Source organism: Pseudomonas sp. m6p (assembly GCF_055760375.1).
In genome coordinates this window covers 1,867,251-1,892,678 of record NZ_CM147084.1, presented here as the reverse complement: position 1 = coordinate 1,892,678, position 25,428 = coordinate 1,867,251, and the positions used below count along the sequence as shown (strand labels likewise).

At 62.1% G+C, this 25,428-nt stretch carries 13 protein-coding genes; 3 read left to right on the top strand and 10 right to left on the bottom strand.

Annotated features, from left to right (window positions below; translation table 11 throughout):
• Positions 1-200: 200 nt before the first annotated feature.
• The 6 genes from ACYZUM_RS08585 to ACYZUM_RS08560 all read right to left on the bottom strand — a co-directional run bounded on the left by ACYZUM_RS08585 (position 201) and on the right by ACYZUM_RS08560 (position 6,286).
• Positions 201-446: a 4Fe-4S dicluster domain-containing protein gene (locus ACYZUM_RS08585; RefSeq protein WP_042559450.1), complete on the bottom strand. Its 246-nt coding sequence runs from the start codon at positions 444-446 to the stop codon at positions 201-203.
• Between the two features lie 25 nt (positions 447-471).
• Positions 472-2,202 (bottom strand): fumarate reductase/succinate dehydrogenase flavoprotein subunit, encoded by a 1,731-nt coding sequence (locus ACYZUM_RS08580; protein WP_108182515.1) that lies wholly within the window; start codon positions 2,200-2,202, stop codon positions 472-474.
• Positions 2,199-2,951, bottom strand: coding sequence for a GntR family transcriptional regulator (locus tag ACYZUM_RS08575; protein ID WP_041062347.1), 753 nt, complete (start codon positions 2,949-2,951; stop codon positions 2,199-2,201). The genes ACYZUM_RS08580 and ACYZUM_RS08575 overlap by 4 nt, the downstream gene beginning before the upstream one ends.
• 186 nt (positions 2,952-3,137) lie before the next feature.
• Positions 3,138-4,103, bottom strand: coding sequence for a Gfo/Idh/MocA family protein (locus ACYZUM_RS08570; protein ID WP_108182514.1), 966 nt, complete (start codon positions 4,101-4,103; stop codon positions 3,138-3,140).
• Between the two features lie 25 nt (positions 4,104-4,128).
• The gene (locus ACYZUM_RS08565; protein WP_108182513.1) at positions 4,129-5,016 is read right to left on the bottom strand and encodes a Dyp-type peroxidase; all 888 of its coding nucleotides are present in this window, start codon (positions 5,014-5,016) and stop codon (positions 4,129-4,131) included.
• Positions 5,017-5,248: 232 nt separating this feature from the next.
• Positions 5,249-6,286, bottom strand: a complete 1,038-nt coding sequence (locus tag ACYZUM_RS08560; RefSeq protein WP_108182512.1) for an AraC family transcriptional regulator — start codon at positions 6,284-6,286, stop codon at positions 5,249-5,251.
• 210 nt (positions 6,287-6,496) lie between these two features.
• Here ACYZUM_RS08560 and ACYZUM_RS08555 point away from each other — a divergent pair, with 210 nt between their 5' ends.
• From ACYZUM_RS08555 to ACYZUM_RS08545, 3 genes are all read left to right on the top strand, one after another.
• Positions 6,497-7,444: a SphA family protein gene (locus ACYZUM_RS08555; RefSeq protein WP_108182511.1), complete on the top strand. Its 948-nt coding sequence runs from the start codon at positions 6,497-6,499 to the stop codon at positions 7,442-7,444.
• 272 nt (positions 7,445-7,716) lie between these two features.
• Complete coding sequence (relB, locus tag ACYZUM_RS08550; protein ID WP_003225628.1) at positions 7,717-7,908, top strand: type II toxin-antitoxin system RelB family antitoxin; 192 nt, start codon at positions 7,717-7,719, stop codon at positions 7,906-7,908.
• The gene (locus ACYZUM_RS08545; RefSeq protein WP_108182510.1) at positions 7,898-8,167 is read left to right on the top strand and encodes a type II toxin-antitoxin system RelE/ParE family toxin; all 270 of its coding nucleotides are present in this window, start codon (positions 7,898-7,900) and stop codon (positions 8,165-8,167) included. The genes relB and ACYZUM_RS08545 overlap by 11 nt, the downstream gene beginning before the upstream one ends.
• A gap of 65 nt (positions 8,168-8,232) precedes the next feature.
• Here the strand turns inward: ACYZUM_RS08545 and ACYZUM_RS08540 are convergent, their stop codons facing one another.
• The 4 genes from ACYZUM_RS08540 to gspE all read right to left on the bottom strand — a co-directional run bounded on the left by ACYZUM_RS08540 (position 8,233) and on the right by gspE (position 25,184).
• Positions 8,233-20,727: a filamentous haemagglutinin family protein gene (locus tag ACYZUM_RS08540; protein WP_108182509.1), complete on the bottom strand. Its 12,495-nt coding sequence runs from the start codon at positions 20,725-20,727 to the stop codon at positions 8,233-8,235.
• Positions 20,728-20,930: 203 nt separating this feature from the next.
• Positions 20,931-22,043, bottom strand: a complete 1,113-nt coding sequence (locus tag ACYZUM_RS08535; protein WP_142580095.1) for a substrate-binding domain-containing protein — start codon at positions 22,041-22,043, stop codon at positions 20,931-20,933.
• Positions 22,044-22,563: 520 nt separating this feature from the next.
• Positions 22,564-23,778 (bottom strand): type II secretion system inner membrane protein GspF, encoded by a 1,215-nt coding sequence (gene gspF / locus ACYZUM_RS08530; RefSeq protein ID WP_108182507.1) that lies wholly within the window; start codon positions 23,776-23,778, stop codon positions 22,564-22,566.
• On the bottom strand, positions 23,778-25,184 hold the full coding sequence (gspE, locus tag ACYZUM_RS08525) for a type II secretion system ATPase GspE (RefSeq protein WP_108182506.1): 1,407 nt from the start codon (positions 25,182-25,184) through the stop codon (positions 23,778-23,780). The genes gspF and gspE overlap by 1 nt, the downstream gene beginning before the upstream one ends.
• Positions 25,185-25,428 lie beyond the last annotated feature (244 nt).

The window sequence follows — 25,428 nt, the reverse complement described above, 5'->3', positions numbered from 1 at the left end:
TTCGTCTCCGCCGCGATCAGGGCGCGGTGGGAAACGAGGGGTTTCAGTTTTTCCAGCGTCCGGGTGTTCCGGATGGCTTATGGCTTGCCACAAATCCCCTGTAGGAGCTGCCGAAGGCTGCGATCTTTTGATCTGGATTGTGATTTTAAAAAACAAGATCAAAAGATCGCAGCCTTCGGCAGCTCCTACAGGGGGCGGGGTCACCGCAGTAAATAAGGGATGTCGACCTTTACGGCACCGGTCGGGCAATCCTTTTCACACGGCATGCAGTACCAGCATTCATCGAACGCCATGTAGGCCTTCTGTGTGGCCGGGTTGATCGCCAGCAGGTCCATCGGGCAGACGTCGACGCACACGGTGCAGCCCTTGTCGGCGATGCATTTGTCCTCGTCCACGGTGACCGGGGCGTTGGAGCGGAAGAAGATTTCCTGGGCTTGATAGGCCATGGTTCGGACTCTCTCTGGTGATGCATCAAGCGGCAAAAGCGCCCACTCGCAAGCGGTCGTAAGCCTGCATGTCTTCGGCATCGAGCGCGATGATGTAAGGCTCGACGGGTTTCTTGAAACTGGTCATGCGCCCGTCCTCGCCCTTTTTCAGGTGGCAGTGGCAGAACCATTCACTGTCATTGCGTTGCGGATGATCGACGCGGTAGTGGTACAGGCCCCAGCGACTCTCGGCGCGGAACAGTGAGGCGCGCGCGGCCATTTCGGCGCAGTCGCGGATCACGCTGGTTTCCATGGCGCGCATCAATTCGTGGGGGTTGTTGGCCTTCATCTGCTCAAGGTCGCGTTCGATGTCGCTGAAGCGCTGCAAGCCGATCTGCATTTTTTTGGTCACTTTCGGCGGTTGCAGGTAGTCGTTGACGAAGCGTCGCAGCTTGTACTCGACCTGCGCCGGTGGCAGACCGTGTTCACGATCCAGCGGCGCGTAGACCCGGGCTTTCTCTGTTTCGATCTGCGCGGCATCCAGCGCCGAGAACTCGCGCCCGGCGACAAAGTCCGCCGCGTTCTGGCCGGCGAACCAACCGTAAGTGAACGCGCCGAGCATGTAGTTATGCGGCACGGCGGCCATGTCACCGGCCGAGTACAAACCTTTGACCGAGGTCTCGGCGCGCTCGTTGACCCACACCCCGGACGCCGAATGGCCGCTGCAAAAGCCGATCTCGGAGATGTGCATCTCGACCATCTGCGTGCGGTAATCAGTGCCGCGATTGGCGTGAAACTGGCCGCGACTCGGGCGTTCGTTGCTGTGCAGGATCTCTTCGATGTTCTGGATGGTTTCCTCGGCCAGGTGATCGAGTTTGAGGAACACCGGGCCGTTGCCGCTTTCCAGTTCCTGGTGGAACTCCCACATCATCTGCCCGCTCCAGTAGTCGCACTCGATGAAGCGTTCGCCCTTGTTGTTGGCGGTGTAGCCGCCGAGCGGGCCGGTGACGTAGGCGCAGGCCGGGCCGTTGTAGTCCTTGATCAACGGGTTGATCTGGAAGCATTCCAGGTTCGCCAGCTCGGCCCCGGCGTGATACGCCATCGCGTAGCCGTCGCCGGCATTGGTCGGATTTTCGTAGGTACCCATCAGGTAACCCGAGGACGGCAAACCCAAGCGACCGGCCGCGCCACAGGCGAGGATCACCGCTTTGGCCTTGATCACATGGAAATCGGCGGTGCGGCAATCGAAGCCCATCACCCCGTTGACCGCGCCCTCCTCGTCGGTCAGCAATCGGGTGCAAACAAGGCGATTGGTGATGCTCACCCGCGCCCGTTTCAACTGGCGGTAAAGAACTTTTTTGATGTCGTGCCCTTCCGGCATCGGCAGCACGTAGGCGCCCATGTGGTGGACTTTCTTCACCGCGTAATCGCCGGTTTCGTCCTTCTCGAACTTCACGCCCCAGCGGTCCAGTTGCTCGATGGTTTCGAAGCTATGGGTGGCATAGGCGTACACCGCCGCCTGATTGACGATGCCGTCGTTGGCGATGGTGATTTCCTTGGTGTACTGCTCCGGCGTCGAGTGCCCGGGGATGATCGCGTTGTTCAGGCCGTCCATGCCCATGCTGATCGCGCCGCTGCGTTTGACGTTGGCCTTGTCCACCAGCAGCACGCGCAAATCACGGTTCTTCTCTTTGGCCTTGATCGCTGCCATCGGCCCGGCAGTGCCGCCGCCGATCACGACGATGTCGTATTCCTGTTCCAACGTGTTGCGCGTCATGCCTGCTCCCCTTTTTGCCGGTCGATCCGCAGGCGGTACTGGAAGGCATCGCCACGGTAGTAAAGGTGTTCGAAGTCCAGCGGCTGGCCGTCGGCGTCGTGGGTCAGGCGCTCAATGCGCATGATGGGCGAGCCGGCTTCGACGTTCAGCGCCTGGGTCAAATCGCTGTCGGCCAGTACCGCGTCGATCGCCAGATCCGCGTGGCCGAGGGCAATGCCGCAGTCGTTTTCCAGAATCAGGAAGATGTCGCGCGTCACCAGATCCGCCTTCTCCAGGCGTTCGCCGATGGCTTTGGGCAGGTAGGTGATTTCCAGCGAGATCGGTTCGCGGTTGATCAGGCGGACGCGTTTGATCTGCGCCACGGTCTCGCCTTCCGCGACCTGCAGGCGCTCGGCCACGCGTTTGTCGGCAGGGATGAATTTGAAGCTGCGCAGGCGGTTGATCACCTCGTAACCGCGCCCGGTCATGGACTCGGCGAGACCTTGCAGGCTGCTGACGTTCTGGAAGGTTTTCGGCTTGGCGACGAACGTGCCTTTACCGTGGATCTTGAAGATCAGCCCTTCTTTCTGCAGATCGCCCAGTGCCTGACGCACGGTGATGCGGCTGACTTTGAAAAGCGCGCCGAGCTCGCTTTCGGAAGGCATTTGGCTGTCTTGCGGATATTCGCCGTCAAGAATGCGGGCGCGCAGCACGTCGCGCAATTGCGTGTGCAACGGGACACTTGCCAGGGACAGTACGTTATCGGTCATCACGGAATCACTTGTTATAACGAGTTATGACGTGATCTTAGAGACGTTATGACAAGCTTGAGAAATATTGTTTGGGCATAACCTTAGACGCGCTGTTGAAAAGCAAAGATCGCAGCCTTCGGCAGCTCCTACAGTTTGAAAATGCGATCCCCTGTAGGAGCTGCCGAAGGCTGCGATCTTTTGACTTTAGCGTTTAAGGATCTGGTCCATCACCCAGTCGGTCTTGACGGCTTGCTCGGCGACGGCCGGATGCTGCGAATCGCCCCGAATATGCGCATTCATGCCCAGCACGTGGTGCCACTGAATGTGCTCGTGATGCGGGATCTCCAGGCTGATCTGCTCATCGGCGAATAGCTGCACCGGATGTTCGTCAAACACGGAGAACGCGATGCGCCCCTGACTGCCGATTATTTCCACCCGGTCCTCGCGCCGATCCGCGACAAAACTCCAACAGCCCATGCCCAGTGCTCCGGAGGCGAAGCGCCAACTGGCACTGACCGCGTCTTCCGCCGCATACAACCCGGCTTGCCGGGCGGTGAAACCGGCGACTTCAACGATGTCGCCGAGCAGGTACTGGAACAGGTCAAAACCATGGCTGGCCAGATCGGCAAAGTAGCCGCCACCGGCGACGCTCGGGTCGGTTCGCCAATTGGCGCTGCCGTCCAGATCCGCCGCCGAGGGGGCTTTGGTCAGCGTCCAGCTCAGGTGTCGTACCTCACCGACGCGGCCCTGCGCCAGCCATTGCCGCACTTGAGCAAAACGCGGCAACGACCGGCGGTAGTAGGAAACGAAAAGGTGCAGACCAGCGTCGGCAAACGCCTGCTGCATCTCGCGGCTTTGCCCGGCGTTGAGCGCCATCGGTTTCTCGACGCAGCAATGCTTGCCGGCGGCAGCGACTTTGAGGCTGTAGGCGTGGTGGCTGTCGGGTGGCGTGGCGATGTACACCGCGTCCACTTCGGGGTCGTTGATCAGCGCATCGACATCGGTGTAGACCCGGGCGATGCCATGACGTGCGGCGTAATCGCTCACCGCTTCAAGGCGCCGGCCCATCACCGCCACCAGCGCCGAACCGGGCGCCTTGTAAAAGGCCGGCCCGCTCTTGCGTTCAGTGACGCTGCCGCAACCGATCATGCCCCAACGCACCACGTCCATGCTCAACTCCCTTTGTTTGAAACACTCAGCCGATGCGCAACGCGCGCAGATCGAGGTGGCCGTCCTTGATGGGCGGGCACCAGTAATAGCCGCCGGTAATCGGTCGGCTGATGCGGTACAGACCATCAGCGATACCGTCTTCCAGACCGCTCATGCGCCGCAGTTGCGCCTCGAAGGCGTCCAGCGAGAACCCGAAGGCGAGGAACATCAGACCAGCCCGGTCACCTTCAATCCATGGCATCGAACGGCGCACGACGAAGGCTTCGGGGGCGAAGCTTTCCTGGGCGGTGCGTTTGACGTGGGCAGAGACTGGCGCATCGTCGATCTCTTCGTTGTCGCTCAGGCGACGGCCCATGATGTTGTCCTTGTCTTCGCCGGACAATTGATGAAAACCCTTGAGGTCGTGCTGCCACTGCTGGATCGCGGCGAAGCTGCCGCCGACCAGACCTTCTGCGCCCTCGCCCAACAAGGCTGCAGCGATGGCGGCTTCGTCGTGCGGGTTTTCGGTGCCGTCTTCGTAGCCGGTCAGGTCATGGCCGTCCTTGTGGCGGAAGGCTTCCTGCATGTCGACCAGGCGCAGCGCCGGGGCCAGTGCGGCCTCGACGGCGTTGCAGCGGTTGAGCAGTTCGCCACGGTCGTCACCGTGCAGCCAGACCCACAGCGCGTGCTGGGTCGAGGGGTTTTCCACGCCGACGCCGGTTATGGCCGGGAAGCTGCGCAGACCATCAATCTGTACGTTCAGCGCCTTGGTCAGGGATTCACCGAAACCGACCACCGCCGACTTGCCGTCCACCAGGCTCAGCAGGTTGTCGATCGCCTGCGGCAATGCTTCAACCGACGCCAGGGCGAAAAACAGGTGACGTGCTTGCGCAGGAACAGGGGTGGCGAGAATGCCCGGCTGGTAGTAACTCATGTGAACTCCTTGGGAAAGTGCGCGGGAGTTTACCTGTAGCTGAAGGGCTTGTGGGGTTGAAATACTGATGAGTGGCGCACGGAAACCTGTGGCGAGGGAGCTTGCTCCCGCTCGGGGGCGAAGCACCCGCAAACCCCGCCGGCATGGTGTGTCTGAAGAAATGGCGTGGCAGGTTTTGGGGCTGCTGCGCAGCCCAGCGGGAGCAAGCTCCCTCGCCACAGGGGACCGATGTCTAAGCGGTGCTTGCATCCTGGCGCCACGCACTCGGGCTCATTCCCGTCCAGCGCTTGAACGCCCGACGGAAGCTGCGCACGTCGCTATAGCCGACCTCTTCGGTAATCCGCTCGATGGACATGTCCGGATTCGCCAGCAGACTCAGGGTCCGCGCCTGCCGCACCTGTTCCAGCAACGCTTCGAAGGTCAGCGCATGCTCGGTCAAACGGCGGCGCAAGGTGCGACTGCTCATGTTCAGGTCGCCGGCGATTTTTTCGATATGACTGCCCCGGCTCAGGTCCCGGGCAATCGCCCGTTCCACGGCTTGAATCAAATCGAGTTTCTGGTGCACCTGCGCCGCTTCCAGCTCCAGCAATGCAACCGCCTGGCGCAGCGCCAGCGAATGATGATTGGGCAAGTTGACGTCCAGCCACTGAACATCGATCAACATACGATTGTGCAGACAACCGAAGCGCACATCGGGCCCGAGCAAGCGGTGGTATTCGCTCAGGTAATCCGGTGCGGCATGCACAAACTCCACGGCAATCGACTTGAATTCACTCCCGGCCAAGGCCCGGCCATACACCAGCAGGCTGGCGAAAAACTCTTCGACGGCAAACACCTGAACGTCGGCGAACGGCAAGCGGCACTCGGCGTCGAGGTGCACCTGTTCACCCACCACATCGACGCTGGACACCACGATCCCGCCGGAGGTGTGTTGGTGGCGGATACCGAGGGCAAAGGCATCGCGCAAGGTCTTGCACAGCGACAGCACATGCCCGAGCAAGCCCAGCGTACCCAGCACATTCTGCGCGCCGACCCACAAACCCAGCCCCTGATTGGGCAACACTTTGAGCGCCCGTTGAATCATCGCTACGGCCTGGCGATAGGAAATCCGTTGCGCCGGATCCTGCAGATCTTCGAGGGTGAAGCCCAGCCCGCGGCACAGGCTTTCGGGGTCGATGCCTTTGTTGTGCACGACTTCGGCGAGGGTTTGCAGGAGAAAGGGCGAGACCAGCGCCAATTCGAAAGTGGGGTCTTGGACTTTTACGTTCATGGGGGCTGACATTCCGGATCACGCTTGATTGTTATCTTTGTTACCGGTTATGTCGAAGGAAGTTAGCACAGGGTTGGCCGACTGTCCGCAGAAGTCCCCCTAACTGTCCGCCAATACCCTGCCCCGTCGGGCCTCTAGCGCTTATTTCTATGGTGCCGGACGTTCCGCGTACCGGCGCCACGTCCCACCACAATAATAATGAGGACAGCCATGAGCCCGAACCGCGCCACTTTCCCCTTGCGTCTGGCACTGACCTTGCTCGGTTGCACCGCGTGCCTGCCGGCCCTGGCCACCGAAGCCGGCGTCGACAACATCGGCCCCGGCACCGACGGGTTCTTCATGCTGCCGCTGGAAGTCGACAGCCTTCCGGAGAACATGGTCGCCTTCAACCTTTACTACAACCATTACAAGTCGACGAAGCTCAACATCAGTTCGTTGGGCGGCAAGGTGCCGAATGTCGACATCGAATCCACGGCGGTCATTCCGCGCATCGATTACCTGAGCCCGGTACGCGTGTTCGGCGGACGCCTGGCCGGCTACATCGCCCAGCCCTGGTTGAAGCAGGAAGTGTCGGTATTCGGTCTCAGCGATACCCGCGAAGGCATGGGCGACACCACGATTGCACCGATCATCCTGTGGGACATGGGCAAGAACCTGACCCTCGGCGCCGCCCTGGAAATCACCGTGCCCACCGGTGAATACAGCGTCGATCGGCTGGCCAATACCAGCAACAATTTCTACACCTACAAGCCGCTGTTCTCGTTCACCTGGCTGCCGACCGACAAGACCGAGGTGTCACTCAAGACCACCTACAGCTTCAACGAAAAGAACAAGGACACCGACTACAAGTCCGGACAGATTTTCCACTTCGATTATTCGGCCAGTTACAAGATCACCGACGATGTGATGTTCGGTATCAACGGCTACTACCTCAAGCAGACCACCGACGACAAACAGTACGGCCATACCGTGCAGTTCGCCGGGCAGGATGTGGACGACGGCGTGCGCGGCAAGGTCTTCGCGATTGGCCCGGCGTTGCATTTCACCTTTCTCAAATACGCCAGCGCGGAGATTCGCTGGGCCAAGGAGTTTGACGTGGAGAACCGCCCCGAAGGCGAGATGCTCTGGGCCAAGGTCAGCATCCCCTACGCCTTCTGACCTCGACCTGTAGGAGCTGCCGCAGGCTGCGATCTTTTGACGTTGGTTTTCACAAGCCAGATCAAAAGATCGCAGCCTGCGGCAGCTCCTACACAGACGGCGGTGTTGTGGAGGAATCCGATGACAACGTGCGTCGTTTTTCCCTTATGGGCAAGGGAAACGTCTGACATCTTTCCCGCCAGCGCTTGGGGATACTTCGCACTTCGTCTTGCCAGTGACGACAGCGAGCCACATCCCCCTTAGACTGCTTCACATTGATCATGGAGGTCACTATGAGCGCCGAACTTTCCCTTATCGTTTCAGACTTCGAAACCCCAGAGCAGGCCGCCAGCTACGATCGCTGGTTCCGGGCACAGGTACAGGCCTCGATGGATGATCCGCGGCCCAACATCCCCCACGAGCAGGTGATGGCCGAGATGCGCGCCCTCATCGAATCGAAACTCAACAAAAACAGTGCGGGTTGACTGGCGACCTGAAGCTCGCACTCAACTCTGGCAAACCCTGAACTACATCGCTGACCGTAACGCCGTTGCGGCCAGTCAACTGAACGCCGCCATCGAAGCGGCTACCTCCGCCCTCCCACTTCACCCCTACCTTTATCGCTTCGGCAAGGTCGCCGGCACCCGGGAAATCGTTGTCCATCCCAACTATGTCGTGGTTTATCGGGTGACCGAGCGGATCGAGATTCTCAACCTTTTGCACGCTCGACAAGCGTATCCCTGAGCTTTCCCCACCCACACAAAAAAAGGGCGCCCCACCGGTCGCCCAAAGTACTACACGAGAGCCTTTTACAACGTCAGTTGCCCACGCTCCTCCTCGGTCAACTGCTGCCTGGCCTGTTCATCCAGCACCCCGGCGCCCAGCACCTGCACCGGGCTGTTCGGGTTATATCCGCTGGCCGGCGCACGACTGGCGCCATCGCGGTTTGGCGCCAGTTGTTCGTTGCCGAAACTCAGCACCTGCACGGTGAACACCGACGCCTGATTCTGCCGTGCTGCCGCCTGCTGCTGGCGCGCCACGTCCTCCGCAGCCTGGGTAGCCGACGAGGCCGCGGAACTGGCCGAGGTGATCGCGCCGGTATTCACCGAAGCCACCACCGGTACGCCACTGGTCTTGCCCTGCACCGCGATGTTGGCGGCGTTGACCACGGTCAGCGCGGCGATGTTGACGTTGCCCGAGACACGAATCCCCGCCTCGCCCGCATCAATGGTGCCCAGCGGCGCGATCAGGTCGATGTCGCCGGGTGCGACTTCGGCAATCGGGTTGAGTGTGGCGATACCAGCACCGGTGCTCGGCACCGATGGTGACAGGGTCACGTTGCCCCAAGTGTCATAGACGCGTTTTGGCGGGGTGTAGACCACGGTGGTTTTCGAACCGCGACCGGCGTTGATGTCGCCCTCGGCCGACCAACCGAGAATCGAACCACCGAAGGTGGTCATGATCCGGCTCTGCCCCAGCAGAATGCTGCCCTGCGAGTAGAGCTGAATGTTGCCCGAGCCCTGGGTGATGATCCCGGCGGTGGACGGTGGTGCCGCGCCTTCGATGCCGAACACCTGACCGCCGCCCGGCGTGAGCATCTGGATGTCGCCGCCGAACAGGGTCTTGACCCCGGCGCCGCCGTACAGCGTGATGTCGCCGTCGTAACGCAGCGGATTGCCCGCCACATCGGTGCTCGGGAACAGTGCGGCGATGGCGTTGCGACCGCGCAGATAACTGCCCTTGCGCGGGCCGTCGGCGTCGTTGTATTCCAGGCCGCCGGCGCGCAGTTCGGCGAAGTACACCTGGCGAGCGAAGATCGCCTGCTCGGCACTCGGCAGCGCGGCGTAGAACGCCTGTGCCTGCTCTGCGTTGCCGCTGAAGCCGTAGCCGAGGGTCAGCCAGCTCTGCAACTCGTCGAGGTAGGTCTTGACCACTTTGCCCGGCTGGCTGTTGAGAGCGGCATCCGGATTGGCGAGGTTCTGCGGATTCAGGTAACGCGCGATGAACCTTGTGTAATCCGGCCCCTGCGCGCCCGTGCCCGCCTGCAATACCACGCTGGCACCGGGCTGCGTATTCCCGGCCACTATCGCGCCGAGACTGGTAATGCTGGCGCGATTTTCCATCAGGATGTTGCGCCCGGCATTGATATCCAGCGTGCCAGGGCCGGCGATATCGAAGCTGCTGTAGAGAATGTCGCGACCCGCCGACACCCGCGATATATCTCGCGGATTGTTATGAACGAACAGGTTGCCGGTCGAGGTAATGCCTTCCCGACCCACGCCCATCTCATCGGGCTGCACGGCTGTCGGTTGGCCCAGGTGGGTTCCGGATGCCACGATGTCACGTCCGGCAATCATCCAGACAGGGCCTGCTGCTTCGTACCAAGTGCGTTTCGAGGTATCGAAACTCAACGTCTCACCACTGCGTATCCCGACCAGATCGCCGGTCAGGGCATAGAACCGTGCGGGCCCCTGCACATCACTCAAACCGGAATAGCTGTCGGGCCCAAAAGCGAACAATGGATAACGCGAATTACCATCCGGTTTAACACCGTCACTGCCGTAGTTGCTGTTGAGAGGCTTGTTGGGGTTATTGCTGGAAAAGGCGAGGAATGACGGCCTGAACGGGGTGGCGATGGCCAGCGGGCTGGCACCGGACTGATTGATTGCGTAGCCGCCGGCATAGATGGAATCGCCCGCCAACAGTTCGAGTTGCCCGGATGGAGAAGGCGCCAAAAGCAGGGAATACGCGGTTTTCGGCGCAGCATTGCCGACCCCGTAAGCCGCTGATGGCCCCGCATAAATCGAACCTTGAGCGGCAACGGCCCGAAGAATCGCCGGGTAGACAAAACGACCATCGGTGGGCGAGGTATTGGCGCCGCTCACAGGAGACAGACTCCCATCGACCTGCGCCAACTGAGTGCTGGGCGTGAGATTGCCGCCGGCGGAAAACAGATCGATGGCGGTGTGATCGGTCCACAGTGAGAAGCCGCTCAGGATGCCGCCGGTAAGGATATTAGCGTCGCTATCGAGCAGTGGCGTGGCGTTGAATTGGCTCACACGACCGGGATCGGCCGCCCCGCCCAATACCAGATCACCACGGGTGCTGAGACTCATGCCGGAGTCTCCGGGTATCAGCACCAGGCCACCAGAAGCGTTGCTGGTCGTCGAGGTGAACGGATCCAGCGGTCGGGTTTCACGGACATCATGCAACTGCGAGCTGGCACCGTATTGCAGATTGATGCCGCCCAGCGCCCCACCCGTCAATTGCGCCGCACCGCGCAAGTTGATCAGTGCGCCTTGCAGGTCGTGCCTCGGCGGCTGAGTCCCGTTATCCCCGGCCCGCGCTTGCAGCGATGGGTTGAATGCGCCGCCGAGGTGAATGTCCATATCGCCACCGCCGGTCATCTGCACGCTGCCATCGTCGGCGACACGCCCGGTGCTGCCCACGGCAACGATCAGCCCTTGGCTGCGCGGATAATTGACCGCATCGCCCAACGGTCTGAGCATCCCGGCGTCGCCACCGGCACGCAGGCTGATGTTGCCGCCGCCCAGGGTGCCGAATCCGGTGAAGCCGACCAAGTAAGGTTCGGTATTGCCGTCAGACTTCATCAACTGCGTGGCATAACTGCCAAAGTTGATCCACCACGCTGTGGGCACATCCGGGTTGCCCGTGCCTTGGCGCCACAGCCAGTTACCCATTGCCACACTGGCGATCTGTTCGCGGAAACCGCCATTCACCGATTGTGCTTTTGTGCCGACGGAATCACCGGAAACCGAGCCACCGGCATTGATGTGCAGATTGCCACCCAATTGCGGATACCAGGCCTGGTAGAGGCTGTCGCTGCCACCGTCGACCCATTTTTCATAAGCGGCACCGGCCGTGCCCAACACCGAATTGTTATCCGAAAGATGCCCGCGCGGCTGGTTATAGAGCGGATCGATATTCGCTGACTGGGTGCCGGCGGTGTACACGCCGAACGGCGAATCCATGCTCAGATTGCCTGCGGCGATCAGGTCGAGATCACCCGTGCCGGTGCGCAGAACACTGAACATCTGCATATGGGCCTTGGCCGTTTTCCCGGGATTGTTGCCGATGCACAGTTCCGGCTGCAGATCACAAATGAATTGAGCCTCCTCGGGAACCGGTTCGTAGTCCGGCCCCATTCCGCTACCTGGCGCCCAGACCCACCGGGCCATGGGTACGCACAAATCGGCAATTTGCTGGCAGTACTCGAGCATGTCATCAGGGACCGGCTCGTAGGGAGTAAAGAAGGGATTATCCGGAGCCCAGACCAGCTTGCCCGCCGCCGTGGTGATGTTGACGCCGTAATGACTGTCCGCCAGCCGCAGATTGCCTTCAGGGGTCAGCGGTTTGACCGCACGGCTGTCGGCCGCAGCAAGATCTGCACCCGCCACCACGCGCATCGACCAGGAAGCACTGCCCGACGGCAGCATGCTGGCCAGCGCCCAGTTCTTGCCTTGTTGTGTGCCGTTGAACGGCCGCAACTCGATCAGCGAAGTGCCCTCGGCGAGCTTCACATCGGTCATCGACGGAATCAGCGAACCGCGCAACAAGGCCAGTTCGCCCTTTAATTTCACCCCGGAGAACGTCGTCAGGTCTGCATCGTAAGCGCTTGGCAACGGCACACCCTTGGGCCAGTTCATCGCTTGCAGGGCGGTGGTCTTGTTCAAACGGATGCCGGCGCCCAGGCGTGTGTCGGCAGGCAACGTCACGCTGTCGCTGAGCAGCGTACCGGCGGCGTACAGCAGATGACCGTTGCTGTCGTGAATCGCCCCCGCCAGCACGGTGCCGGCGCTGAAGGTATACGCCTCGTTCAGCACAGCTTGAGTCGGCAGCAACGTGCCACTGGCCAGAACCGCTGGTTGAATCGTCACGTCGTAATTGAGTGTCGCCCCCAGCGGAAACTGCGTGCCCTCGGCCAGCGTCACCCCACTGCCCGGCACGATCAGATCGCCACCGAACGGCTGCACACCGGCAATCAGTTTCCACCCGGCGTCATCCTGGGTTTCCGGTGGCGGCGCGAAGCCGTCATTGATGCTGCCGTAAATATCGAGGCTGCCACCGGCACGAATCACCAGGCTGCCCGCTTCCCCGGAACCATATACGGCGGGGTTCAGCTGCGTGTGCGGATTGAGACTGGCGTAGCGATAACCGGACAAATCCAGATCGCCCTCCACCACCAGATCACCGTCAGCCGTCTTGCTGGCGATCTCCACACCGGGCCGCAAATGGAACGCATCGGCATACGTGGCGTTGTTCAACCCGGCGAGTTTGCGTTGCAGCAGATCGTTATTGCCCAGTGCGGCGTTTATAAAATCATTGCTGTCGCCGTGAATGCGCTCGAGCATGGCCTGATCAATCACCTGATACGGTCGGCCACTGACCGCTGGATCGACGCCATCGCGGGCATCGGTGTAGCGACGCATACCGTTGAGGCCGATGGAGCGAGCGCCCTGAATGGTCAACACACCGCTGGCGTCGATGGCGATGTCATTGCTGCCCAGACGCGGCGCGTTCAGCTCCAGCGTACCGCGCAGCACTCCATCGTGTTGCCCGGCGAGGAAACCGGGCACGGCATCAGTGCCGTGGCGCAGGTCGATACGCGCGCCGCTGCCCAACGTAAGCAAACCATCGCCGGAATTCAGTTCGACCGTGGCACGGTTCGGCGCATCAATGATTTTGCCGTAGCTGTCGACCCGCAGCACGCGACCATGGGCATCGAGCACGCTGCTGCCAGCCAGGGTCAGGCCATTTTTCGCCGACAGGTGAATGCTGCCGACACGCTCGCCGCTGGCATCGATCAGACCGGCCACCGTCAGGCTGCCATTGTCCAGCGAGACATTGACCTCGCTCGCTTTGAGGCCATCGCCGATCACCAGGTTGCCTTGTTTGAGCTGCAGGCTGCGGCTGCCGTAAACCTGCCCGGCATTCAAGCGCTGATTGAGTGCGGCGAACTGCTCGGTGGCGTCACCACCCAGGCGCTGCGCGCGAATGTCCACGCCACCGGCCTTGTACGGCACCAACGTGCCGCCGGCGTCGTAGTAACCGCTGCTGCCGCCGACAATCTCGCCTTGCAGATCGACCACCCCGGCCGCGTCGGCCAAGGCTACGACGCTGAGATTACCGGCCTGATTATTCTTCGCCGACAGGTCGATCCGCGAGCCCGCGGCCTGACGGATATTGCCGTTGGCGCTGTACAGCGATACGTCGCCGCCCCAGCTGTATTTGCTGACATCGTTGAACGGCAAGGTACGTCCGGCCAAGTCCAGCACCGCACCATTGCCCAGCGTCAAATCGCCCTCGGACTTGACGGTCAGCTTGCCGCTGGCCAAGGCGATACGGCTGTCCAGCACGACATCGCGGGCTTCAAGGTTCAACTCCGCCCCCAAAGCATTCGCCACCCCGGCAGCCCCGGCGCCGCTGAGGGTCAGGCTGTTGCCGGCCTTGAGCAGGCTGACCGATGCCGCTTCACCGGTGAGCAACGGTGTGCGCAGGTTCAGATTGCCGCCGCTGTAGCTGTAACCCTTGAGCGGATCGTAAGCGCCCTGCTCCTGATAAACCGCCAGGCTGCCCTTGTGATTGGCGGTGATGCGCTCGCTGGCGCTGAGGTTGACGTTGGCAAAACCCAGCGCCAGACGATTGTTCTGATCCAGTCCGCTGGCCTGAGGCATCGGGCCGTAACCCAGCTCGATCCGCTGGGCCTGAATGTCCAGTGTGCCGCTGCCCGTACCGGCGCCACCGGTGATGACGCTGCCGGGGCTTTGCGTCGCACCGTTCCAGATCAGGTTGGCGGTGCGGATGCTCGCCACATCGTTGGCATCGCCCAGACCGTAGATCGCCGGGGTAACCAGCACCAGGTTCTGCAGTTTGCTTTGGCCGGTCTGCGGATCGATTGTGTCGAGGCTCACGCTGCCGAAGAAATTGAAGGCATCGCGGGTGGTCAGGCTCAGGGTTTCCAGCGCTGGCGCGCCATATTGGGTGTCGCCGCGCAGCAGGCGGTCGAGCACGTTCTGGTTAAGGGTCAGACCGGCCGGTACGCGACCGCCGGCCGCCGCCAGCGCATCGGCGCTGCCGGCGTTGACCGAGCCCACTGCCAGTGCCAGTCGGCGCGTGCCGAAACGTACCGCTTCACCCAGTTCGAACTGATTGTCCGTCGCCGCCGTAATACTGCCGTTCGAATAGAGCAGCGCCGGATCGTTGCAGGGTGACGAGGCACACACGCCAATCCGGATGCTGCCCGCGCCGCTGATGCCGCTGGCCGCTGCCGGCGCCAGCACATGGGACCAGCCGTTCGATACCACCAACAGGCTCGAGGCTTCAGGCTGGTAGAGGTAGCCGGACGTCGAATCGAAGGCCACATTGCCACGCCCCAGGGTGTTGATCCCGGCACCCGCTTCGACCGTGATGCCACCGGTGGTCGAGGTGGTGCGCAGCACGACTTCCGGCGCTGACAGGATGGCCCCTTCGCGCAGCGTGATGTTGCTGGAGGTCCCCACGAAATTGATGATGTTGCCGGTCGTGTTGTAAATCACCTCCGGCAGCGCACCGAGCGTCAGACGTCCGGCATTGAAGTTGTTCAGCGTGTCGGCGTACACCGACACGCCACTGAAACCCGGCGTCGGCGCATGCCCCGCACCGAGCACCTCGAACTCGGCGCCGGCGTAACCGCCGCGTAGCGCCGCCGTGCCGATCAGCCCGCCTTCGGCGGCATCAAACAGCGCTCGCCCATCAAACTGCAACGCAGTCTCTTGCTTGCCACCCGTACTCAGGCGCAGATCGAGCACCTTGCCGTCCATTGGCGCCAACGCACGGGGCACGCCGCGCCGGGCGGCATCGCTGCGGATGAACTGGGTGAACGACGTTTCGTTGTACTGCGAGTAACGGCGCAGCACGTCAGCCGACGTCAGGATCACCTGACTGGCCAGACTGTCGCGCAGTCCGGTATTGGCAATCGACATCTGCCCGCTGCTGGTCCACGAACCGTTGCGTAGCTGCAACGCTGCCGTCGTCGCAGCTGGCGTCGCCTGACCGTTGACCTCGACCCGGAATGCGCCCGGCAACAAGGCAAAGGTGGACGGCAGCAGCGTGTATGTCCCCGCCGCCAGCCCCGGCACGCCGGCGCCAATCGTGACCTGCTGGCCGATGCGCGGATCGACCGCTCCGGCTTCGGCCAGGACCGGCGCGTAACGGCTCTGATTACCCGGCACGATGGCATAGACCGGATTACTCGCCAGCCCCGGCAGACTGAAGGTGCCATCGGTAGCATTGCGCACCAGCGGATTGAAGCGCGCATCGGTAGAACCGCCGCGTCCGGAAATGAAGCCGGCGCCGCGAAGATCGCCACCGCCGGACAGATCGATCAGCGCACCGTTCTGCACCTTGATGTATTGCCCACCGATGGCCACGCCGTTTTTATCGCCCGTGATGCCGTTCAACACCACCGATTTACCGTTGTAGAGATAGTCGATGCCGTCCGTAGTGCCACCGTATGGCATGACCAGACCGGCGCCGCTGACCGACGTGGTGCTACCCGACAGCAGTCGAACCTCATGACTGGTGGTCTGCAGATCGTCACCCAGAACAATCTTGCCCAGCGGGGCCCGCACCACCCCGCCCTGCTCGATGTACGCCGCGGAAAAACTCAGATTGCCGAAGACCGAGTACGGCACCTCAGCGGGTGCCGCACCGTGGCTGCTGATCCGCAGCGTATGGTCGGACACCGCAACGGCACCCTGATAGCCAACGCGCACTTCAGCCTGGACGTCACTGGCGGGATAGATTTGTGTAGCACCGAGGTTCAAGTCACCCGGCGTCCACAGCCGGGTTTTTTCGGCACCGTCATTGGGCGCGAGGAAACGCAGATCGCCACGACTGTCGAGGCTCACCTGACCAAATGCCCGTCGGCCATACGCAACCGCGGGCGCGCCAAGTTGCAGGATCGAACCCTGTGTACCGAACGACAGGCCATTGCTCACGTCCAGCAAGTCCGCTGACGCGCTGAAGGTCGCGTCCGACAGCTGTGTCGTCGGATTATTGGTCAATCGCGGCCGTATCAGGCCGAAGCCGGCGTGATAAGTGCCGACGCCGGACAGACGCAGGTACGGCGCGCTCAAATCGACGCGAGTCGTATTTGCGGAAGTTTCGGCCAGCGACAGCGCTCCGGCGTACAGCGTCAGGCTCTGGTTCATGTGCAGATTGACGTCGCCGTCAAACGACAGCAAACCGTTGCTCAACAGGCTCAGGTTATCGAAGCCGCCCGCCATCAGGCTGTCTGCGCTCAAGCGCGTCTGACCGTAGCGCAGGTCAGCGGCGCCCTCGCCCGGACGCAGATCCGGCGCGAGCGGTTTGTCCGTCGGCGCCTGGCCAATGATCATCTCTCGCGGCGCCCGCACGGCATTGCTTGCCGAGTCAACGTACAGCGGTGTTTCAAGCGCAACGTCCAGACGACCGCCGGCAGCCCCGACACCGCCCGCCACTGCACGCAGGTTGCCCTCAACGAACAGGCCGTTGTAGGAGCTCAGGCTGATCCGCCCGCCGTCGGTTGCGACGCGGGTCGGCCCCTGGCCGGCGATATCCAGAACGGTCTCGCTGCCGGAAGCCTCCAGCCGGGCGCCTTCACGGACGATCACATAAGCATCGGCGGCCGTGGCTGTAGCCAGTTTCGCATCGATTTCACCGCCGATGATGATGCTGCCGCCCTTGCCGACCTGACCGTAAGTGCGGCCCAGCGCATCGACTGCCGTAGTGGTGCGTCCGGAGACATCCAGCACAGCCTGTTCACCGATCCAGATGGAGCGGTCATGTGCGCTCGGATCGGCCACGACAATGGCGGTCGCCGGTTTGTTCGAACCAAACTGTTGCTGACGGATATCAATCGCACCACCCCAGGCATTCAGTTCACCTTCCACGGTGATCTGCCCGGCACCGCGCAGTTTGATGCTCTGCCCCGGATCGACACTGATCCGCGAACCGCGGCCCAGGGTCAACGAGCTGTTGGCGGCATCGATCAAACCGATCAGGCTGGCCCCGCCCTGCAACGTCAGGCTGGCGCCGGCGCGTTGGGTCAACAGGCCCTTGGTCGGGTTTTCCTGGAACAGCGTCGGCGTCCACAGCTCCAGCGCCGTTTGCGGATCGACACCACTGACCTGATTCGGCGCGGCATCAGCGAAACGGTACACCGGCATGTGCACATCGATCGCCGTACCTTCAGCAACGTCCAGCCCATTCAGGCCAATCAGGTTGTAGGCGGAAAAGCCCTTGCGCAACAGATCGGCAGACAGCTGCAGGGTATTGTCGGCCAGCGCCTTGTCGGTCTGACCGATGAGAATCCTGTTGGCCTGCATTGTCAGCGTGCCGCCGCCCGTGACACCGTAGCCACGCAGATCGCCCGCAAGGTTCAGGTGGGTGTCACCGGGCGCCGAAATCGCACTGGATTCCAGGGTCAGGTCCCCGCCCTTGCCACCCCGGGTCTTGCCGTTGGCCAGCACAGCGCCACCGGAGGACGCATCGAGCAGGCTGCCTGCGCCAAGGTCGATATCGCCGCTGCTGCGGATCGATACCAGGCCACCATTGAGAGACGCCAGGCTCGCACCGTCATTCGGGTTGCTGCGCAGGTTGCTCCATACACCACGGGTATCGAGTTGCACACCGTCGGCCACAGTGACTTGCGTCGCCTTGCCGACCTTCGCCGTGAGCCGAGTGTCAGCGGTATCGCTACTGAGAAACTGATTGAGCACATTGCCCAGACGCAGGCTACCGCCACGCGCGGTCAGGTCGGCGCCGATCTGCACGTCCGGGGAGTACAGGGTGATGTCGCCACCTCTATCGACCGTCAGCGCACCGTCAACAACAATCTGATCGCTGGCCGCGACCTTGAGCGCACCGAGCCGGAAACCATTGAGTTGATCGTTATCCAGATACAACTTGCCCTTGCGCGACTCGGACACTACGGCGCTCAGGTTCAGATCACTGCCGGCAACCGGGCGGGCGCCACCGATCTGCACCTGATCGAGCAATGGATTGAGGGTGTAGAGCAGGCCATTCGACGCTGCGACGAAGGTCGGGTCATAACTGCCAACGATCAACTGCGCCCGCCGCGCCAGTGCGGTCTGACTCTGCTGATAGCCGTCGAGCAACGGTTTCGGCGCCTGGTTCTGCCGTTCGCCCTGATACACCTCGCCGATCATTTGCCCGTCGAGCACGGCGTTGGCCGTGGCGATCACCAGTTGTCCGGCGTCACGACCGACGGTGTAGCCCGACTCGAAACGCGAGCGCGGGGCAATCAGCGGGCTGTAGTAATAACTGGTCTGGCCCCAGCGTTGGCTGCTGTCTTCATAACCTTTGTACAGGCCGGTGTAGAGCAAGTCCCCCGGCGCGCGCGACACTTCATACAACTTGCCGTCGGCGCCACGCAACCAGCTCTGGCGGATCTCGCCGCTCTGCACATCCAGGGTGCCGCCGGACAGGTTGATCAGCGAACCCTTTTCAGTCACCACGTCGTTGCCGGCAAAACTCACCGTGCCGCCCTGAGCCATCCATTCGCCGACGCTGTGGCCCTGAGTGCCGAGATAACCACCGACTTCCAACAGGCCACCGGCGGTGTACCAGCGATCCGTGGCGTAGCCGTTGGTGCCCGCCGGCACATACACCAGATCGCGCACATCGACCCAGATGTCATTGCTGTTGAGCGCGCCTTTCTCGCGGTTGACCGAGGCATCGCGCTGCTCGTTGCCCTGCACGTTGATCTTGATGCTGTTGTTTTCCATCGCCACTTTGACGCCGAGGGCACCGGACACATCGATCATTGCACCGTCGCGCACCAGGCTGCGCCGTTGTGCGTTGACCGCGACCTGGCCGCCGGTGGCCAAGGTGATCGAACCGCTCTGGAACTCGACAGTGCCGCCGCTCTGAATCTCGACGCGTGACTGGTCGCTACGGATCCGGTTATTGGCCGTGACGCCCGTCAGCGCGGCCTGATGCTGGCTGTCGAGGGCGGTCATGTCGCTGCTGTCGAGCATGATCGCCGTCGCACTGCCCTGCCCCAGCGTCACGCTGCCGTTGGTATCGGTGATCGGGTTGGTGAGGTGAATCGTGCCCCGCGTCGCCACTGACGTGCTGGCGAGCAATACGCCGTTTTGCACGACCTCGTGACCCGTCAGAGTGATGTCGCCGGTAGACGACTGGATCAGTCCGTTGTTGGTGACTTTGCCCGCAACGGCACCGGCCTTGAAGCCGGGAATGACTTCGCTGCCGAAGGTGGTCGACAGCGCATTACCCTCGGTGCCCGAGCCCTTGCGAATGTAGAAACGGTCACCGGCGGCCAGCACGGTCTGGCCCTTGGCGGTGCTGATGCTGCCGTCGTTCTGTACTTCGCTGCCGAGCAGCAAGGCATAACCCCCGGCAGCAGTAGACGATGCCGGCGTGTGGGTGTCGATGGAGGCACCACGTTCCACCAACACTTTGCCGGCCGCATCGGTGAAGGTCGGTTGGGTGGCGCTGCTGTCGAAATACAGACCCCGATCGCGGAACTGGATATCGGTGATATTCGCCGCTGCCGCCACCAGGTTGCGCACGTTGACCTGACTGCTGCCGCTGAAGACGATGCCGTTACGGTTGATCAGCATCACCGTGCCGTCGCCCTTGATCTGGCCTTGAATCTGGCTGGCTCGGGCATTCGGGTCATTGACGCGGTTGAGCACCGCCCAGTTCGACTGCTGGGCGAATTCAACAGTGGTGTTGCGGCCGACGTTGAAGGTTTCCCAGTTGAGGATCGCCTTGTCGGCGGTCTGCTCGATCTTCACCGTGGTCTTGCCGTCGGCCCGGGTCTGTTGCGGGCCCTTGGCGTTCTGCCAACCCTGGGTGAGGCTGTTATCGACTTTCAAACCGCCCTCGCCCAGACCGTCCGGTACAAACTGTACCGTGCCCAACGCCGCCGTGCGTCCGGCCGCCTGTGCCGCCTGTTGCGCAGCAATCGCGGCAACCGTGTTGTTCAGGGTCTGGATCGAACGCTGCAACTGCGCATTGGCTTTTTGCTGTTGGGCCAATGGCGGTGTCATCCCCGGCAAGCCACCCACGCTCGGACGCGCCGCCGCAGCCTGTTGCGCCGCACCCTTGGCGGCAAACCAGCTCGAACTGAACGCCGTCTGCGCCTGCGCACTGCCCGCCACCAGACACAACGCCACCGCGTGCGCCAATGGCTTGAGCAGCCACAGCGCCGGCTCCACGGCATCACGCTGGAAGGACTGAACGTGGGTACGACGACGGGATGGGCGAGCGAGCATCACTACGAGATCCTTTTTGATTGCCACACTTGGGTTGCCAAAGATGCCGCAGGCCTGCAAAAACCTGCTGTTACGACATAGGCCGTTGGCGAGGGGCGCGACCGAACGGATGTCACACAAACTTCATGTTCGGCGTGTATTCGAGCCAAAAAAAATGACGGCAACCCGAAGGTTGCCGTCATCGGTGTTACGACCGCGCGAGCTTACAAAGGACGACCGATAGCGTTGCAGACGCTGGCGTTGTTGATGTCCAGGTTGTTGCCCGAGGTGTTGGTGATGAAGTTGGCGGTTACAGCGGTTTTCCAGGCGTTAGGCACGGCGACGAACTTGTGGGCCTGAGTCGCAGTGTTGTTGCCCGGGTTGCTGTAGTGCTGAGTCAGGAAGGCTTTGACGGCCGCGGCCACGGTTGCATCCTTGTAGCACTGACCGAAGATGAAGTTGGTGTAGGCAGCCAGTTTGTAGCCCGAAGCCGGGTTAGCCACCACTGGCGACCAGTTGGCAGGGTTTGCAGCCTGGGCCGGGGTCGAAGGAGCCGACACCGACGACAGTGCCAGGGTGATGTTGAGCGACGTTGGCTGAACACCGTTGACGCGAGCAACAACAGCGTTGCTGGTAGCATCGACACCGTCCGGACCGACATAACCGATCGAACCGTCGACCGCGTTCACGGCAGTGGCGACATCGGCAGTGTTGGCGACGCCGACCCAGTTCGACGGCAGTGCCGAACCGGCTGGCAGACGCGCGTTGGTGAAGGTGGAACTGGTGGCGAACTGAGTCGGGCAGACCGAGTTCAAGTGACGGCTGAGGATTTCCGAAGTGCCGCTGGAAACGTTGCGGTAAACAACGCGAATCGGTGTGGTATCGGTCGTGCCGAGCAGTTGGCCCCAAGTAGTTTTGGCACCGGAGAACGCATCGCACAGCTGAGCGCTGGTCAGGTTCAGCGCGGTCTGGCCGGCTTTTTTGTACGGGATGGCAACCGAAGTGGCCACCGACGGCAGTTGAATCAGCGGGCCGTACGAAGCGCCGTAGGTGGTGTTGTAGGTGTTGATTTCCGCAGCGCTGAGGATCGAATCGCTGCCGGCGAAATGCACGGTGCCGGTGGTGCTGAAGCCGGCCGGGTTGTTGGTCAGGAAAGCGGTCTTGCCGGCACCGCTACCCACGGCGGCGTAGCTGAAGTTGGCAGGCAGGATGCTGTCGGCCGAACCTTTGTACAGTGCAGCTGGCAGGGTGGCACCGCCACCGGTAACGGCCATGGCCTGGGCGGAAGCCAGGGCGGCGACGGTCAGGGAAGCGGCGATCAGAGTGCGCTTGAACATGAAGAATCTCCTTTTCAACGATGGTTGTGAACACAGGTTTTCAGGGGTCTTGCATGACACTGGGAAGACTCACCGCTGACCTTCGCAAGCGGGGCCCGGGGTTAAGTCGCAGTCAGAAATTCGCAGTTTCCGGTGACAGATAAAGGAAAAAACCTCGGGAGCTGCGCGGGGTATTTCAGGGGAGGTTCTCGGGTGTTTGCGGGGGATGGCGAGGGGGCTGGATCGTGGGTTTGGCTGAAACTGGCTGCAGCCGTTGCGGGGTGGTTGCAGATGACAGAAAGGAGAACCCGAGGATGGTGCTTTTGAGGGTCGGGTGATGCTGAAGTCCTGGTAAATAAGTCTGAGTTATTTGTTGTTCTGCATGGCCCTATCGCTGGCAAGCCAGCTCCCACAGGTGGATGGTGCTTACTCCATTCTCTGTAGGAGCTGCCGAAGGCTGCGATCTTTTGATTTTGCTTCTGCTTTTCAAGATCAAGATCAAGATCAAAAGATCGCAGCCTTCGGCAGCTCCTACAGGGGGTTATTGCACCAACTGGTTGATCTCGATGATCGGCAACAACACCGCCATCACAATCACCAGCACTACCCCACCCATCACCACAATCATCAGCGGTTCGAGCAACGCGGTCATGCCCATCGCCCGCCGTTCGATATCGCGGGACAGGGTTTGCGCCGCACGTTCGAGCATCGGCGGCAGTGCGCCGGTTTTCTCGCCGCTGGCGATCAGGTGAATCAGCACCGGCGGAAACACGTTTTCCACCCGCAACGCCGCCGCAAGATTCACCCCTTCACGCACCTTGGCCGTGGCGTCGCTGACACTCAGGCTCAAGCGATCATTCGATAACGTCTGCCGCGCCGCCTCCAGCGCCCGCAACAACGGCACCCCGGCACCACCGAGAATCGCCAGGGTCGAGGCGAACCGTGCGGTGTTCAGGCCCAACACGAAACGCCCGATCAGCGGTAATTTCAGCACCCGATGATGCCAACTCAAGCGCGCCGCCGGATTGCGCAGGTACAGGCGCCAGCTCCAGAATGCCCCCGCGATCAGCGCCGCACACAACCAGCCCCATGCGCGAATGAAATCACTGGCGGTGAGCATCGCCAAGGTCAGCCCCGGCAAGTCCTGCCGAGCCTGGGAAAACGCACTGACCACCTGCGGCACCACGTAACTCAGCAGAAAGATCACGATGCCGATCGACACCAGCCCGACCACACCGGGATAGATAAACGCGGTGAGAATCTTGCCGCGCAGGTTGTTGCGTTCTTCGATGTAATCCGCCAACCGCTCCATGACCTGCGCCAGATCGCCGGACTCCTCCCCTGCAGCGATCAACGCGCGGTAGATCTCCGGAAAATCCCGTGGTCGTGCGGCCAGTGATTCGGCCAGACGCATGCCGCTGCGCACGTCGGCGCGCACCGCGCTAAGGGTGTGGGCGATGTGTTTTTTCTCGGCCTGCTCCACTGTCGCGCTGAGCGCCGCCTCCAGCGGCAGGCTGGCACCGAGCAGGCTCGCCAATTGCCGGGTGGCCCAGGCCAGGTCGTTGTCCGACATCCGCGTACTGAACAAGCCACTGCCGCCGCCATGCTGGGCGACGTTGCTTTCCTTGTGCACCGACAACGCGGTCAATCCACGACTGCGCAACACGCCGAATGCCGCGCCCTGGCTGTCCGCCTCCAGATGCCCGGACTCGATCTTGCCGGTAGCGTCGGCGGCTTCAAAACGATAGCGATTCATCAGGCGTCCCGGGTCACACGGAGGATTTCTTCAGGCGCGGTGGCGCCGCTGCGAATCCAGCGCTCGCCGTCCTCGCGCAGGCTGAACATCCCGGCCTTGGCCGCTGCCGCGCGCAAGGCCTGCTCCCCTGCCCCCTGGTGAATCAGGGTGCGGATGTCGTCGTCGATGCAGAACAATTCGTGGATGCCGGTGCGTCCGCTGTAGCCGGTGTGGTTGCAGGCGGCGCAGCCCACTGGCCGCCACGTGCCCGGTGCCGCCGGGTCTTCCTGCTTGCACTGATTGCACAGCCGTCGCACCAAGCGTTGCGCCAGAACGCCGAGCATCGACGAAGCCAGCAGAAACGGCTCGACGCCCATGTCGATCAAGCGGTTGACCGCCGACACCGCGTCGTTGGTGTGCAGCGTCGCCAGCACCAGATGCCCGGTGAGCGAGGCCTGCACGGCGATTTGCGCGGTTTCCAGGTCGCGGATCTCACCGATCATGATGATGTCCGGGTCTTGCCGCAGGATTGCCCGCAGCGCCAGGGCGAAGGTCATGTCGATCTTGGCGTTGACCTGAATCTGGCTGATCCCCGGCAGGTCGTATTCCACCGGGTCTTCGACGGTGAGGATGTTGCTGGTGCTGGCATCCAGTCGCGCCAGCGCGGCGTAGAGGCTGGTGGTCTTGCCGCTGCCGGTGGGGCCGGTGACCAGCACGATGCCGTGGGGCTGGCGGATCAGGTGATCGAGTTTGGCCAGCACCTGCGCGTCCATGCCGAGGGTTTCCAGATGCAGGCGCCCGGCCTGTTTGTCGAGCAAGCGCATCACCACGCGCTCGCCATGCCCGGTGGGCACGGTGGAGACGCGAATATCAATCGGCCGCCCGGCCACACGCAGCGCGATACGACCGTCCTGCGGCAAGCGTTTTTCGGCGATGTCGAGCTGGGCCATGATCTTGATCCGCGACACCAGCGCGCCGTGCAGCGCCTTGCGCGGCGACACCACGTCACGCAGGGTGCCATCGACCCGGTAGCGCACCACCGAATGGGTTTCGAACGGTTCGATGTGAATGTCGCTGGCCTCATCGCGCGCGGCTTGAGTGAGCAAGGCGTTGATCATGCGGATCACCGGCGCGCCGTCCTGAGTGTCGAGCAGGTCAGTGATTTCCGGCATGTCCTGCATCAGGCGGTCGAGATCGACTTCGTTTTCTGCTGCGCCAACGACCGCCGCCGCACTGCCGGTATCCGCGTAAGCCGTATTGAGCAAGCCGTCGAGTTCATCGTCGCGCACGCGCCGGAGCGGGGTTTCACCGAACTGGCGCCGCACCTCGCTGATCGACCAGCCCGGTGTCGATGGGCAAACGGTCAGCACGCCGTCGCACAACAGAATGCGCTGGGCCTTGGCCCAGGCGTACGGCAACGCACTCATCTAAAGCCCTCCTCCCGTGGCAATACGATCCCGTGTAGGAGCTGCCGCAGGCTGCGATCTTTTGCGTTTAAAGATCAAAAGATCGCAGCCTGCGGCAGCTCCTACAGGTCCAGCGTCGTCCCGGCTCTCTATGGTGAGGGGAATTCTTGTGGTGAGGGGATTTATCCCCGATGGGCAGCGCAGCAGCCCCGAAACCTGACATCCGAATACATCTGGCTGACCGCGTGCATAGGTTTTGGGGCCG

Excerpts from the sequence above, each read along its gene's own strand:
- ACYZUM_RS08585 (WP_042559450.1), bottom strand. The coding sequence starts at position 446 with ATGGCCTATCAAGCCCAGGAAATCTTCTTCCGCTCCAACGCCCCGGTC.
- ACYZUM_RS08580 (WP_108182515.1), bottom strand. The coding sequence starts at position 2,202 with ATGACGCGCAACACGTTGGAACAGGAATACGACATCGTCGTGATCGGC.
- ACYZUM_RS08575 (WP_041062347.1), bottom strand. The coding sequence starts at position 2,951 with ATGACCGATAACGTACTGTCCCTGGCAAGTGTCCCGTTGCACACGCAA.
- ACYZUM_RS08570 (WP_108182514.1), bottom strand. The coding sequence starts at position 4,103 with ATGGACGTGGTGCGTTGGGGCATGATCGGTTGCGGCAGCGTCACTGAA.
- ACYZUM_RS08565 (WP_108182513.1), bottom strand. The coding sequence starts at position 5,016 with ATGAGTTACTACCAGCCGGGCATTCTCGCCACCCCTGTTCCTGCGCAA.
- ACYZUM_RS08560 (WP_108182512.1), bottom strand. The coding sequence starts at position 6,286 with ATGAACGTAAAAGTCCAAGACCCCACTTTCGAATTGGCGCTGGTCTCG.
- ACYZUM_RS08555 (WP_108182511.1), top strand. The coding sequence starts at position 6,497 with ATGAGCCCGAACCGCGCCACTTTCCCCTTGCGTCTGGCACTGACCTTG.
- relB (WP_003225628.1), top strand. The coding sequence starts at position 7,717 with ATGAGCGCCGAACTTTCCCTTATCGTTTCAGACTTCGAAACCCCAGAG.
- ACYZUM_RS08540 (WP_108182509.1), bottom strand. The coding sequence starts at position 20,727 with ATGCTCGCTCGCCCATCCCGTCGTCGTACCCACGTTCAGTCCTTCCAG.
- ACYZUM_RS08535 (WP_142580095.1), bottom strand. The coding sequence starts at position 22,043 with ATGTTCAAGCGCACTCTGATCGCCGCTTCCCTGACCGTCGCCGCCCTG.
- gspF (WP_108182507.1), bottom strand. The coding sequence starts at position 23,778 with ATGAATCGCTATCGTTTTGAAGCCGCCGACGCTACCGGCAAGATCGAG.
- gspE (WP_108182506.1), bottom strand. The coding sequence starts at position 25,184 with ATGAGTGCGTTGCCGTACGCCTGGGCCAAGGCCCAGCGCATTCTGTTG.